The 13,540-nt window shown below is 32.9% G+C and carries 16 protein-coding genes; 7 read left to right on the top strand and 9 right to left on the bottom strand.

Annotation, left to right across the window (positions count from 1 at the left end):
* Positions 1-119: 119 nt before the first annotated feature.
* Both ACIQZG_RS23785 and ACIQZG_RS23780 read right to left on the bottom strand, forming a co-directional pair.
* Positions 120-1,181: an Ig-like domain-containing protein gene (locus ACIQZG_RS23785; RefSeq protein ID WP_402758535.1), complete on the bottom strand. Its 1,062-nt coding sequence runs from the start codon at positions 1,179-1,181 to the stop codon at positions 120-122.
* A gap of 143 nt (positions 1,182-1,324) precedes the next feature.
* Positions 1,325-1,573, bottom strand: coding sequence for a hypothetical protein (locus tag ACIQZG_RS23780; protein ID WP_402758533.1), 249 nt, complete (start codon positions 1,571-1,573; stop codon positions 1,325-1,327).
* A gap of 584 nt (positions 1,574-2,157) precedes the next feature.
* Between ACIQZG_RS23780 and ACIQZG_RS23775 the strand changes: the two genes are divergently transcribed.
* From ACIQZG_RS23775 to ACIQZG_RS23765, 3 genes are all read left to right on the top strand, one after another.
* Complete coding sequence (locus ACIQZG_RS23775; protein WP_402758531.1) at positions 2,158-3,021, top strand: alpha/beta fold hydrolase; 864 nt, start codon at positions 2,158-2,160, stop codon at positions 3,019-3,021.
* A gap of 265 nt (positions 3,022-3,286) precedes the next feature.
* On the top strand, positions 3,287-4,033 hold the full coding sequence (locus ACIQZG_RS23770) for a Cthe_2314 family HEPN domain-containing protein (protein WP_402758529.1): 747 nt from the start codon (positions 3,287-3,289) through the stop codon (positions 4,031-4,033).
* Between the two features lie 259 nt (positions 4,034-4,292).
* A complete protein-coding gene (locus ACIQZG_RS23765) occupies positions 4,293-5,054 on the top strand; it encodes a DUF2971 domain-containing protein (RefSeq protein ID WP_402758527.1) in 762 nt (253 codons plus the stop codon).
* A 105-nt stretch (positions 5,055-5,159) separates the two neighbouring features.
* Here ACIQZG_RS23765 and ACIQZG_RS23760 read toward each other — a convergent pair whose 3' ends face one another.
* From ACIQZG_RS23760 to ACIQZG_RS23750, 3 genes are all read right to left on the bottom strand, one after another.
* Positions 5,160-5,408 (bottom strand): helix-turn-helix transcriptional regulator, encoded by a 249-nt coding sequence (locus ACIQZG_RS23760; RefSeq protein ID WP_402758525.1) that lies wholly within the window; start codon positions 5,406-5,408, stop codon positions 5,160-5,162.
* A 240-nt stretch (positions 5,409-5,648) separates the two neighbouring features.
* On the bottom strand, positions 5,649-5,795 hold the full coding sequence (locus ACIQZG_RS23755) for a hypothetical protein (protein WP_402758523.1): 147 nt from the start codon (positions 5,793-5,795) through the stop codon (positions 5,649-5,651).
* Positions 5,796-5,918: 123 nt separating this feature from the next.
* Positions 5,919-6,728 carry a hypothetical protein gene (locus ACIQZG_RS23750; RefSeq protein WP_402758521.1) on the bottom strand — a complete coding sequence of 270 codons (810 nt, stop codon included), beginning with the start codon at positions 6,726-6,728 and terminating at the stop codon, positions 5,919-5,921.
* 236 nt (positions 6,729-6,964) lie between these two features.
* Here ACIQZG_RS23750 and ACIQZG_RS23745 point away from each other — a divergent pair, with 236 nt between their 5' ends.
* Both ACIQZG_RS23745 and ACIQZG_RS23740 read left to right on the top strand, forming a co-directional pair.
* Entirely contained in the window at positions 6,965-7,489 is a 525-nt protein-coding gene (locus tag ACIQZG_RS23745) for a hypothetical protein (RefSeq protein WP_402758520.1), read from the top strand.
* A gap of 161 nt (positions 7,490-7,650) precedes the next feature.
* Positions 7,651-8,160 (top strand): hypothetical protein, encoded by a 510-nt coding sequence (locus ACIQZG_RS23740; protein WP_402758518.1) that lies wholly within the window; start codon positions 7,651-7,653, stop codon positions 8,158-8,160.
* Here ACIQZG_RS23740 and ACIQZG_RS23735 read toward each other — a convergent pair.
* Both ACIQZG_RS23735 and ACIQZG_RS23730 read right to left on the bottom strand, forming a co-directional pair.
* Entirely contained in the window at positions 8,117-8,428 is a 312-nt protein-coding gene (locus tag ACIQZG_RS23735) for a hypothetical protein (protein WP_402758516.1), read from the bottom strand. The genes ACIQZG_RS23740 and ACIQZG_RS23735 overlap by 44 nt on opposite strands.
* A gap of 357 nt (positions 8,429-8,785) precedes the next feature.
* Complete coding sequence (locus tag ACIQZG_RS23730; RefSeq protein ID WP_402758515.1) at positions 8,786-8,992, bottom strand: helix-turn-helix transcriptional regulator; 207 nt, start codon at positions 8,990-8,992, stop codon at positions 8,786-8,788.
* Positions 8,993-9,203: 211 nt separating this feature from the next.
* On the opposite strand from ACIQZG_RS23730, the gene ACIQZG_RS23725 reads away from it, so the two are divergent.
* Together ACIQZG_RS23725 and ACIQZG_RS23720 are read left to right on the top strand one after the other, a co-directional pair.
* Positions 9,204-10,007 carry a helix-turn-helix domain-containing protein gene (locus ACIQZG_RS23725; protein ID WP_402758513.1) on the top strand — a complete coding sequence of 268 codons (804 nt, stop codon included), beginning with the start codon at positions 9,204-9,206 and terminating at the stop codon, positions 10,005-10,007.
* Between the two features lie 105 nt (positions 10,008-10,112).
* Complete coding sequence (locus ACIQZG_RS23720; RefSeq protein ID WP_402758511.1) at positions 10,113-10,481, top strand: hypothetical protein; 369 nt, start codon at positions 10,113-10,115, stop codon at positions 10,479-10,481.
* Positions 10,482-11,060: 579 nt separating this feature from the next.
* On the opposite strand, the gene ACIQZG_RS23715 is transcribed toward ACIQZG_RS23720, so the two are convergent.
* On the bottom strand, positions 11,061-12,263 hold the full coding sequence (locus ACIQZG_RS23715; RefSeq protein ID WP_402758509.1) for an IS110 family RNA-guided transposase: 1,203 nt from the start codon (positions 12,261-12,263) through the stop codon (positions 11,061-11,063).
* Positions 12,264-12,539: 276 nt separating this feature from the next.
* The gene (locus tag ACIQZG_RS23710; protein WP_402758507.1) at positions 12,540-13,280 is read right to left on the bottom strand and encodes an alpha/beta hydrolase; all 741 of its coding nucleotides are present in this window, start codon (positions 13,278-13,280) and stop codon (positions 12,540-12,542) included.
* Positions 13,281-13,540 lie beyond the last annotated feature (260 nt).

Raw genomic sequence — 13,540 nt, 5'->3', positions numbered from 1 at the left:
TATATTTAGTATAACGAGATTTTTTTGTGAAATGAACAAAAAACCCCGAATAGGGTCACTTTTTAAAGTGTCCACTATTCGGGGTTCAGTTCATAATTTTGAGCCTGGGCTTTTTGCCTTTAATATTCTCTTACTTCAAATGAAGCAATCTTATCATGTACGATATATTCCGTTACTTTTTTATAAGGAGAAATTGTTTTTGAGAACTTGAATGTTGAAGTACCTTGAGCACTTTCAAACCAATTTAAGTAACTGTCTATAACTGTACTAGTCACATCATATTCTTTTGTAATGCCATTCACCAAAGTGATACTAAGAATTGCACTTGATGATTCACTAATCGGTTTCTTAACAATAACTGTAGCAGTTGCAACAAGTTCTGTATTTTCTACCTTAGCAGTAATAATTGCTTCGCCTTCTTTAATAGCTGTAACATTACCTTTCTGGTCTACAGTTGCAATTGATTCATCACTTGATGACCATATTACATTTTTATTTGCTGAGTCCTCAGGTGAAATTGTAGCTGTTAATTTATCTTGGCTACCTTCTAGTAGTTCTAATACATTTTTGTCTAATGTAATTGATTCAGTGTCAGGTTCTGTTGGAGTAGAGAGCTTTTCCATCATTTGAAGTTCACATATTGCGGTATTGACAGTCCCTGCCGCACCGTTAGATAAGGTGATATTAACTCTGTACTTGTTATAATAATTTGTATTCTCAAAAGTAAAACTTTGTTGAGGGTTCTTTACCCAATCTTGCGCTGTTACACCGCTTTGAGAATCGAGTACTACCCAATCAGAACCATCCCAAGCTTCAAATGTCCACGTATTCGGAAATGTTTCTGGCGCCCCTCCATTATTATGTATTACGTATTTACTTACTGCTTTTGGTGATGTGAATTCATAGGCTAACCATCCTGTTTTTGCTTCAGTTCCCCAAGCATAGTATGCACTATTTTTATGATAGTTAAGTTCACCATCGAAGGCTTTCCAACTAGGTGTACCCTTAAAATTACCTGAAGAAGAAGCTTTGCCAAATGCTGAGACATCTGAATGAGCCATAATAGGTATTAAATTATCAGTATAACCATCTTCTGCTGATGCCTTTTCAACACTAAAACTAACTATTGTTAGTAACGTTAATGCTAGATAAATAAAACTTTTTTTAAACAAATTAATCACTTATGTATCCTCCTTTAAAATTGTATAAGGTCAATTCTTTAAATGACCTATAATTACAACTTTAACCATATATTATTTTATTTACCATGATAAAAATCGTCTATTTTTGATAATAAAAAAGGCACCCAACTGAGCGCCTTTACTTATTTCTCGATTTCATAACCAATCGGAAAATCATTTTTGTCAAAGTTACCAAATTCATCTTCCTCGTATATCGGCTTCATCACATAGTTCTCTTTATCAAGCCTTACTCCAAAATAGTTACTTCGATAACATAGTAAATACACATCTTCATTCCAACCATCCAATACAAAATACTCACCATCGTCAGTTTGTGTTATACCTTTACCTGATGGGGTGTGGTAAAAGATAGTTCTACGTATTTTTCTCATATTTCCTCCTTTCTATTATTTTTGACACTTTCCCTTATTTACATTTTTTAGGGGATAGTTGGAAAGTACATAACAAAAAACAGACAACATTAATTGTTATCTGTTACTTAAAGTAGTTTTTTATTGCCCGTTTCAAAGTCGTTTTGCGTGGCTTCTTAATTATTGGCTTAGGTTTCATAATTTTAATAGGTCTATCTCCAACCGCTTCATAAAGCCGTTTTGTCAACAAAAATGAACGGCATTCGTAATTTTGTGCATGCAAAGGCCGTTTTGGCTAACATTTTGTGCGATATTGCGAACGGTACATTAACAGTTGCTCCTACATTAAGTGTCATATCTACAAAGGCATATAGTAGGGCTGTAGAGAGATTTAAATAATAAGACAACTAAATCATCATCTGTGGAAGACAAAGAGCATAGAGAGCGCCCGGTACCTTTCAATAACTGTTACTATATGCGTGATAGCCGTCCACATTCAATAATGCAGGGTGAAACATTGTTAGAAAATTGGTTGGAATGGTACATGAATATGATAACATACAAATAGGGCTTGATAGGAAAATATGGATATAAGAGGGGTCTGTATGAGTATATACAAAACACAATCTGGAAGAGAAATGTCACTACAACTTTATGATGCTCAATTGAAGAAATTGGATCATTTATGTAAGGATGTTTATGTTCATACTCTTTTTGGAAGAACACACATTATTGAAACTGGTAATCTATCGGGTGAACCATTGATAGTATTTCATGGTGGGAATAGTACGACTGCCTATAATTTACTAATGTACAAATTCCTGCTTAAGGATTTTCACATTTATGCGGTTGATATTATTGGCCATCCTGGGAAAAGTGATGAAGTTAATCTCTCTCCTCGTAATTATGATTATGGAAAGTGGGCAAGTGACGTTATAACAGCACTTGGATTCGATAAAATAGCTTGTTTTGGGGTTTCGTTTGGGGGGGGAGTTTTGGCAAAACTAATGTGTACCGCACCGGAAAAAGTAAAGAAATCCGTATTAATTGTGCCATCTGGTATTAACAATGCCTTTCCAATCAGTACTGTGAAAATGATGATCCCACTACTTAAATATAAACTAACAAAGAAAGAAAAATATATAAAAGAAACAGCTTTATTTATGGCCATTAAAGAAGAAATTCTGGATAAAGATACTTTGGATATGGTGAAAGATAGTTTTGATCATGTAAAAACTAAAATAGGGATGCCATCCAATGTGAGTGAACACTTAATGCAACAGTTTAAAGCTCCGACACTTGTTATGGCAGGAGAAAAAGATTGTTTATTTCCAGCGAAAAAAGTATTACCAAGAGCAAAAAGAATCATACCAAATAACACAGTCCATATACTAAAAGGGTGCGGCCACATGCATATGATGCCAGATCATGAAAAGAAAATGATCGTTGATTTCTTAAGGAGTAACTAATTAAATACGCAGCTGAACAAAGGGAAATATTTTATTAGTTTGACTCTGTGCCCAGCTCTTTTTTATGCAACTAACAGGTGATATAGTTAAATAATCCAGATAAAGACCACACCATGATAGGTGATCCAAAAATATTCTTTATCAAAACACTTACTTCGGTAGGTGTTTTTATTTTCAAGGATTAATTACATATATTTATCTTTTAGTTTAGAATAGAGTTAATAGAAAATATTACCGCAATTCTAATGTGAAGAGGTATGTAATTTTGACGATTGATATAGCAGATTACTTAACAGTACCAGAAAAGAGCGAATGGGAAAGTATTATCGGAGAATTAAATGATATTTTTGATTGTTTATTTTTTGAACAAAAAAATCATATTAGTTTCGACATTTTAAAAAGAGACGCCGACAGAGAAATAGAAATTGACCATTTAAAAAGTGAATTTAATAATCGCGTATCAGATTTGCTATCTAACTATGTTTTAGTTAAACACTTTTATAACAAGGGAATTCCTGACGAAGAATGGTTTAGAAAAGAAAAAGGCAAAGTAATATTTTATCCCAATTTTCAACCTGAACATTTTGGTTATCAACATTGGTTTAATTTCTATATTGAAAGCTTGTATTCAAGGTTTATTGGTTTAATAGATTCTCTTTTTCACATAGTTAACATTAAATATAAAATTGACGAAGAAACAAAACCTGGTTTTAGAAGAAAAGTATTAAAAATGTTACTTCAACTTGACGAAAATGAAGTTTATAAAGTTATGAATGATATTAATAACAATATAATAATAAAAAAATTAAATGCTATTCGTAATAATTTTATTCATAATCAAAAACCGAGTGAAATTAGTTCAGGAGTAAGAAGATTTAAGGAAGGTAATATAAAAACAAAAGTCGGGTTAGGGGATTATACAACATCTACAGAATTGTTAAACATATTTCAAAATTCTATAAAATATTTTAAAACTGAATTCGAGAAGTTTAATTTAATTACTAAGATATAAAATGTTGTTTTGTTTAAAAGCTGCTTCTAAATAGATGTGGCTTTTTATTATGCCATAAAGTCCAACCTATGTACCAAATGAACATTGTAGGTAGAACTATGACAAGTATCGATTATCAAGGATTGAAAATCATCATTTCAGAACGAAGTAAGTAAAGGTTAAGACTGTATAGTTTTAATCGAATATTTATTTTCCTGATAAACCTTTTATTGATATAATTGTTATTTAATGATTGTATTTTAGAAAGGAGAGTTTTAATATGAATACAGTTATAGATGTGGATAAGCCCCTTAAATTATATAAGTATCAACCAATTTCTGATAATCGAATAGAAACAATAAAGGAAAATAAATTGTGGTTATCTAAAGCAATTTATTTAAATGACCCATTTGATTGTAACCCCTACTATTATGATGAAACTCTTATTAAGAAATTTATCGAAGATAATAATTTGTTTGATCAATCAAAAAATGCCAATGAAGATATAATAACAATGATTAATAGAAATATAATGGAACCATTCAAGAGTAATATTGCTACTACCTGTTTTTCTAATACAAATAATAACATGCCTTTATGGGGAAATTATGCTGGGAATCATACTGGGATGTGTGTTGAATATACATTCACAGTAGGCGATGGATTTTATGGTAAAATACGACCAGTTGTATATAAAGAAGAACGTTTTAATATTAGTGATATTATTTTAGATATATTAAAAGGAGAGATACCAAAGAATCAAGTTAAATATGAAGAAATGATTGATATTTTCGAAGAATTGTTTAGAACTAAACACACTAGCTGGGGTTATGAAAAAGAATGGAGATATATTGGCTTTGATATGAAAGGAACGGATGTTCATGGATTTGCTTTTCCCTTTATAAAACCGACTGCGATTTATTTAGGTATGAATTGTAGTGAAGAAAATATCAATAAAATAATATCCAATTTCGATCAAACAGTGAAACTTTACAAATTAAAATCGCAAAACGATAAATACTTTAGTTTAAGTGAAGTATAATCTAAAATAGTAACTATCATGTTAAAGTATGCTACTCGAGTACTAAAGCCATATAAACAATTGACCAGGACTCACTTAAACATGAGTACCTGGTCTTTTTTTAGTTTATTCATCAAAAGGTCTATATTTCGCATGAAGCTCCTTAGCGGCTTCTTTTCGGCTTTCTATATCTTCTCTTAAATACAATTTATCCCGATTTAATTCTTTTACAGGAACTAACTTGCCACGCTTTACAAGTGAATTTAGTGCTTGCCGAGATATTTGTAGTTCTTCCAAAACTTCTGATGTTGTTAATATTTCTGATTGAACCAATTTAATAAATTCGTCTTTATTAGTTATTTTGTATTCTTTCATTATAGTTCATTCCTTTTCTTCTTTATAAGTAGAACGATATTCAACACAGCTAGAATTAGACATATCGCGTAAATAACAATTATCGAGTAATCAAAAAGCTTAGGTTCTTTCCAGTTCACCATGTCTGTCAAAATGTACAAAGCAAATGCAAAAGTGACAGCGTACATAATAATATTTTTCATAGTTGAATGGATATGATAAGATTTAAGGTGAAGGAGGGGCTAACCTCCTTCAGTAAAGCTATTTGCGACGTTTTCCTTTGCGAGAGGGGCGTCGCTTTTGTTTTTTCTTACTTTTCATATCGCTTATGTTTTTCGCTGAACTTGTAAGTAAGTTTGCGAGTGTTGCGATAGATATTAAGTAAGTTAAAATCTTATCGTAATCCACTTTGTTCACCTCCTTTCTATACTCTTATTATATAATATCTATTTACACAAGTCAGTAGATATCGCGAATATATTATCTTTAATTGCTAAAAAAATACATAAAAAAAGCCACTCGGTGAGTGACTTAATTGTTTGCTTCCTCAATTAATCCTAATTCTTGTTTAACCTTAGTGATCCCAATAACTCCTTTCATTAATTGAGTATCAGAAGTAGCGACATCAGATTTTATTTTATCCATTTGTGATGGAGAGAAATCACTTGTATCAAACATCTTCATTGCCTTTTCGGCAGCTAATTGTCTTGATGCAGCGGCATAGGTTAAATCCCTCATAGCTTCTTTAATAGTTTTTTGTTGCTCTTTACTTAATCCTTCTACTGGTACAGAGTCTTTTAAAGTTAACGTCCTATATCCATCTTTCAAGGATTTCATATTATCGTAAGCAGCATATACATCTCTACTACCATTTCCTATTGCTTCAAAAGTTGGTTTCCAAATACTATTCCACAGTTGGTCATATGTTTTAACCCACTCGTCAATAGCTGGTTGTGTAGATTTGATGTAATAATCTTTTTGTTTTGACATTTTCACTTCTTTTTCTTTATTGGTTTGTTCTTCTTTTAATTTAGCTTCTTCATTGGCTTTCTGCTCAGCCAAAGCTTTTTCTTCAGTCTCTTTAGCTTCACGTGCAGCCTTTTCCTCAGCTGTTTCTTCCTTAGGTTTTGCTACTGTTGCCACTTTTTCTTTTTCATTTGAGTCATTAGTTGAATCTGTGCTGTTTGTAGGCACCATAATAAACCCGACAATAAACGCCGCGGCGGAGATACCTAAAACAAGACCGCCTTTCATCTTTTTCTTTTTTATTAATCCGATTATTAATAACGCAAGACCTACAAAAACACCTAAGAAACCTAATAACACTAATACATAACCCATATATATCAAATCCTTTCATATATTACTATAAAGGAAATGATAGGTAATTGTACATAGTAAAAAACAGACAACGTTAATTGTTATCTGTCTCAACATCTGCATGTAGTTGTTTAGCTCTTTCAATTACTAACTGGCTTTTATGGTAAATTAGTAGAAATTCATGAGGAAAATATACCCAAAACATACAATTGTAGAGTATTATTAAAATTGAAATATAAGTAAAGAAGGTAATTAAGATGAAAGATAAAATTAATGATATTGAAAGACGCAGAAAACTGTGTGGTCAACATTCCATTACAATAGATAAAAACGGAAATTTAATGCTTGAAGGAGGTCCAGAAACTAAAAAGTGTGGATTATATTGGATTTATACTTCTTATTCATTAGATGAATTATGTAAATCAACCATATCACAAAAATCGAATGCAGTAGATATTCCTAAGTTAGCTAACTTGAGAAATGGTTTGAAAAAAGTAATAAAGCAAAATCCAAAAGGTGGTTTTTGGATAGTGTACAATGGCATTGGTGGAAGTAGTTTAGAGAGTGATGGTTCGTATGGGTTACGAGAAAGAATCCTCCAAGAATTTAGAGATAACGAAACAACAGGATCATTGAAAATAAAAGGAACTAGTTTAAATGATTTGACCAAATGGAAGTATAGCTATGTTGTACTTGAACCTTCTGAATACAATGAATTAAAAACATTATTAGAAAAATGTTGGAGATTGGAGTATGGTTGGCCAATTCTTTCGAATCAATAGAAAATACTTATAATATAATGACTATTGAAATATGAACATTTAAAAAAAGACCACTCCGTGATGGGTGGTCTGAAATTTAGCTCTAAATAAACACTTACTTCGGTAGGTGTTTTTTATGTATCAAAGCCACAGTAGAGCCTACACAGTGTTTTACTATAAGTATGATACATAACAAGGACACCCGTGTGGAAGACGGTCGACATCGATTAAGAGCTGCTATTAAGTTGGGTATCGAGCAAGTTGAGGTTCAGCAACATGACTTAACAGAAGATGAAGAGATGAAGTTCGTTCGTGATACGGCTATTGAGCGTAGAAATCTAACACCAGCACAACGTATGCACATTGTATTGAGTACAGAGGAATTAGTTAGTTCGATTTACGAGGAAGGGATGAAGGCGAAAATAGATGGCGCTAAAAATGGCGGGATAATTAAGAACAATAGTGCCTTTACCTCGACTGTGACAAAGGTACAACCACCTCACAACTCATCTAGAAAATTAGCTGAAATAGCTGGTGTTAGTTCTTCCACAATAAAACGCATGAAACGAATTAAAAAAGAAGAACCAGAACTCTATCGAAAAGTTGTTGAAGGTAGTAAGTCAGTAGCGACCGCTTATAACGAGCTTCCTAAAAAAACAGGTAATAATCTTTGTCTAGGTCATAATATTTAAATTCTGTTATCCCATGTTTTTCCCGAAAATATTCCTTTACCTTTTCTAAATCTTCTCCAAAGAAGGTAAAAAGGCTGGAACCAAAACTAATTCGATGTTTTGTATCTCCATATATCATTGCATGTAATATTTCTTCATTGTAATGAAATTTAATTCTTTTGCCTCTGTAAATATTATCGTATGTTCCATCTTCATTTAGACCACATTTGTCTTCAAAAGGGATAAAGTTAATTTTATAAATTCTTTCATTTATAGTCAGTGACTCCATGTTATATTAGCTCCTCTTTGTTAATTTATATACTTATTTCCATTTTAGGTAACTTAGAGGTAAAAGTACATAATAAAAACAGACAATTGTAATTAGTTATCCATTTCCTACATTCTTGAATGTCTCACCGCAATGTCTTACCGTTGGAATGCTGAAATCCGTTGCGAGAGTAAGCATGAACCGATGAAATTTGAACCTTAATCATTTATTCTTTTAATCTTTTAAAACATGCTCTTAATAAATAATATATATCTAATCAAGGCAGCTGCTAAAAATGTGGTTGCTTTTTATTATGACCAAAAGAAAAACACTTTCAGCTGCACGATGGGCCGAGAGTGTTTTTTTGTTGTGTGGACGTTAAATTTTATCCCCATTCTCCAAGAAGAAGAAACCTTCAAATTTAATTTCCAATACATTTGCTATTTCCACAAGTTCTTTTTCACTAAAGTTATCTCTTTTAAATTTCTTGTATAGATTTTGTGGAGTTGTCCCTAGCAATTCCGCTAATTGTACAACATTCATTCCCTTTTTAACCAAAACCATTTTGATTTTAGTTCCCATCATAAAATATCACCTCTTTAAAATTATATACTTAAAGAGAACATTAATAAACCTTTTGGTTACAAAATGATATTAAAAAGTATTGTTCGATGTTGACTTTTAAATATATCGGTTTTATTATGTAACTAATAAGGAACATTTAACAACCATCAAAGGTTAGTCGGTAAATGGACAAGAAATAGTCGACATGTTGCAGGAAAGAGAGGTGAGAACAATGGCAGCGTTCGAATATTTAGCACAATACGAAACATTCAATTCAGTACACGAAATGGATCAGCACGTTGAGCAACATATCCAGCAACATTTCTATGAGCTTACAGAATCAGAGCGCGCCATTGTTTATAAACTTGCTTCCCATGCACTAAATTATCCTGGAGCTTGTCATTTAAAAGCTTCCACAATTGCAGACAGCTTAGAAATCAGCACGAAAACTGTATACCGTGCCATTAAGAAATTAGAATCACTAGGCATCATCAAGAAAGAGACTACTACGAAGGAAAAAGGGGGTCGCGGTGCAAACATCTATATTATCTTGCCATACCTAGTTGAACCTTGTGGAAGCCCACACAAGCCTATTGAACAAGAAGAGATACAAGGTGATGCCGTTTCATTACAAGTCGTATATAGCCGTGTACATGCCGAAAAAGAGGGTTGCAAAGCGTACATGAATGAATACCAGAAGATGCTATATGACTTTATGCACTCGCTTCCGCTTTCGGACAACTTTAAAGACGAGCTGCATAAAGTGGTATTGGCATCTAAAGCAGAAAACATTAAAGAATTTATAAAAGCCAAAAATGTCATTTTTAAAATAGCCAACGACATTAAAGACGGTGTGCTGACAATTGCTAGTACATTTAGAGCCGTATTTATAGGAGCATATAGTAAGGCTGTAGAGCGTAGAGATAATCCTTCCACAACAAATACATCACCTGTGGATGATAAGCGTGTAAATATACGTCCAGTGCCTTTTTACAACTGGTTATTAGAACGCAATGGACCAACAGAAGTATTTTAATATGAAAGGATGTGAGGGCAAATGAAAGTAACAGGTAAAGAATGGCGTGTAATGTCTGATCATAATAAACAATTACTATTGAATGCAGTAGCAACAAAATAATAGATGAAAAAGGGGAATGAGGATATGCAGCAACAAACACAACACTTAACGAATTACAATCAAATTTCAGATTTAGTAATCGATGTTTCAATTGCACTAGAAAAGGCTCGGCTTGTTCAACAAGAATTAATCGAAAATTATTTTGGGAAATGGCAACCGAAAGAAAAAAAGGATGATATTTATTATGCTGCTTATGAGTTTGATCGTTATGGTGTATTTGCGCGAATCGCAGAAGATAACCTTTGGGCGATAGAAAAGAAACTCACGGAGTTGAACGAAACGTTAAAAACATGTGAAAACTTTACAAAGAACGAGCCATCAGAGCAATCGAGCAAGGTAACTACTCATGAAATAGAATCTCAAAGCGTTTGACAGCACTTAACGATTCCTGAAATTCGATTCGCTAATTTGAGCAATACGGAAATTCTGTATCTAGCAAATCATCGATTTAGGGATTCGCACAAAACGTCAATTTGACGATTCGCTAAAAACTGAAATAGGGGGCTATTCAAAATTGGACCTTCTGAAAAAGTCCTAATAAGGTAGCCGTCTTTTCGGTAGGCTTCCTCCAAAATGAGGAATCCCTAATTTTTGGGGGAGCTTCATCAAATTGATTTAGGTTCAGTTTTCAACTACGGATAAATTGTCCACACTTTTGTGGTGATTACAAAGCACTTGCTACGGCAGGTGTTTTTTATTGTGGATGTATAAATAAAGGATGTTGCTAAATAAGGTTTAAAATAAAAACAGAGCTTGATCTATAATACGTGTAGAATCAACCCTGTTTTTATTTTATTATTATAATCATTTGTTAAACTAAACCAGCTAATAGGTTGTCAATATCTATTTGTAAAATGGCACTTTTCTTTATGTTATACTGTTTTTGGGCATACCAAATAACCCTCCAAGTGTATTGTGGAAGGCTTTTCATCTAATGGTCAATTTAATAAATTAAGATAAATCAAGGAAAACTTCTTTCCTCTTTAATAAAGCATATATCCATTGAAGAAGTTTATTAATACAAGCAACTAACGCAACTTTTGAAGGTTTTCCTTCTGACTGTTTCTTGTCATAAAACTCTTTGAGTTTTTTATTTCTAGAGCTTCTTATTCCACACAAAACAGCTAAATATAAACCGTGCCTTAGCCTACTAGAACCACGTTTAGTAATCCGATTCGTTGTCGCTGTGAATTTTCCTGACGAATACACACTCGGATCAATTCCAGCGTAGGCCACCAATTTCTTAGGGTGATTAAACCTATCAATTTCCCCAATTTCAGAAATAATCGTTGCAGCGATCTTTTCACCGATTCCAGGAATTGATTGGATAATCTTATATTCTTCTATCTCACTTGCCAGGGATATCATTTGGCTCTCTAATTCCGAAAGGTGTCCTTGGTAATGAAATAGGATATCAATATACATATTCAGATTAAATAAGTGACTTTGATACATCACCTTCTGAAAAGGATTTTGATTGGCTGAATCTATCAGTTTTCTTGCCTTTTCTCTTGCCCATAGGGCAGAACGACTCGGACAATACTCACGTATACTATTTGATAAATCATCCTCATTAGATTCTAGAACTTTTTCTGACGTTGGATATTCTTTCAATATCAACAAAGAGACTTTAGAAAAAAGATCTCCAAAAACTTTTCTATATTCGGGGAAAACCTGATCTAAAATAGTATGAAATTGCAGCTTAGCTTCCACATACATATTCGTTATAATCTCCTGTTGTCTCGATAGATTACGAAGGTTTAGAAGGTGAATCCCTCTCATTTTATAAGGTTCAAATTCCTCTTTGTAATAGAGAACACATAATTGATAGGCATCGAAGGCATCTGTCTTTACCTTTCTTAAACTTGACTTCTTTGCTTGATAAGAGATGATTGGATTTAACAAAATATAAAGTATTTCATTTTCTTCTAAGCATTGAATAATCGGTGTATGATAATGACCTGTTGATTCCAAAATGACAACAGGCTTTCTCCCTGTTATCGATCTAATCTCTCCTAAAAATCCTATAAACTTGTCTAACTCTTCACGATTATGCTTAATTGAAAAATTTTCCCCATATGGCTTTCCTTTTTCTAAAAAAGCTTGTACTTCACTTTCATCTTTAGCTACATCAATACCCACTACCGGGTTCATTTTTTCTCCTCCTATAACGTATTCACCAGTAACCCCTATTACCTCCAAGTAGTATTATAGCTTCGCTTGTTATACGAGATCTAAGTCCCAACCAGCCTCAAACATATTTCTACAAGTAGGGGGTGAACAGTTTAGTTGACGGGATTAATGTCCCACGCACCCGTACGTTCTACCCTGGCTACTGATAGCTTAAATCTAAATAAAAAAAGTTCAACCAGAAAGATCTGGCTGAACTATATAATACGAAGCACTCCGTTAGTTGGAGATCCATTAAAACTACCAAGATAAATCATTTAAAAATGTAAGAATATCTTCGTTCACGTCGTCAATGTCCGTGCCTAATGTCATTAAATGTTTAGAGTTTGGATATCCTTTCATTGTTTTTTGATTCGTTGCAACGCTTTGAAAAATTACCTCTGCACTCTCTTTATACAATGGTTCATCTAATCCACCATATAATATGCGAATTGGTGACGTTAAAAGTGCTAATTTATCCATCGTTATATCAATTAACTGTTGGAACTCAACTAATGAATCGATAGACATTTCTTGAAGACGTCTCATTTCTAAATTTATTTGTTCTTCATTTTTTCCTTCAAGTTGTTTGTATCCTTTTGCATAATGAAAGACACGCTTTTGTAGAAAAGTAGCTTCCCTATGTATTGGCACTGACATTGTCACAACACCATTTATCTCCAACTCTTGACCAACTTTTAATGCAAACACACCACCAAGAGAAAGACCAATCACAGCTATTTTTTCAAAACCTTCATCTTTTAACAACTGGTAACCGTGTAGAACATCTTGCCACCAATCTGACGGTCTATATGTGAGAAGTTTTTCTGCTGTTAAACCATGTCCACTGTATAATGGTGAATAGCAAGAATAATTGTTCTTTTGCAAATACTTCCCTAACCTTTTCATATCAATCGTATTGTTTGTAAAAGAATGTAATAGTAACACTGCTTTCTCTCCACCTTTATAGAAAAAAGGATTAGGGGGTACTATTTTCATCATTATTTTTGATACCTCACTAACATATTCTTAGACTTTAATTAAATTGCTGAACATCGAATTTATATAATTCCTTTAAAGTATAACATTCATTCGTTATTGAACTAAACTCCCTCTATAAACATTGATGTATCAACGGTTTCAACCATTTCATGATGGAGAAAAAAATTTTTCCACTTCATTTATAAACAGTGTTTTGAATTTATAGTTATAATTTACAAGCTAGGAGTACGCTTCGCTAAAACTAATGGAAATCATTAGCT

The sequence above is a fragment of the Lysinibacillus sp. NPDC096418 genome, from assembly GCF_044762775.1.
In the GTDB taxonomy this organism is placed as follows: domain Bacteria; phylum Bacillota; class Bacilli; order Bacillales_A; family Planococcaceae; genus Lysinibacillus.
The sequence above is the reverse complement of the archived record's forward strand: the minus strand, read 5'-3'. Positions and strand labels throughout refer to the sequence as shown.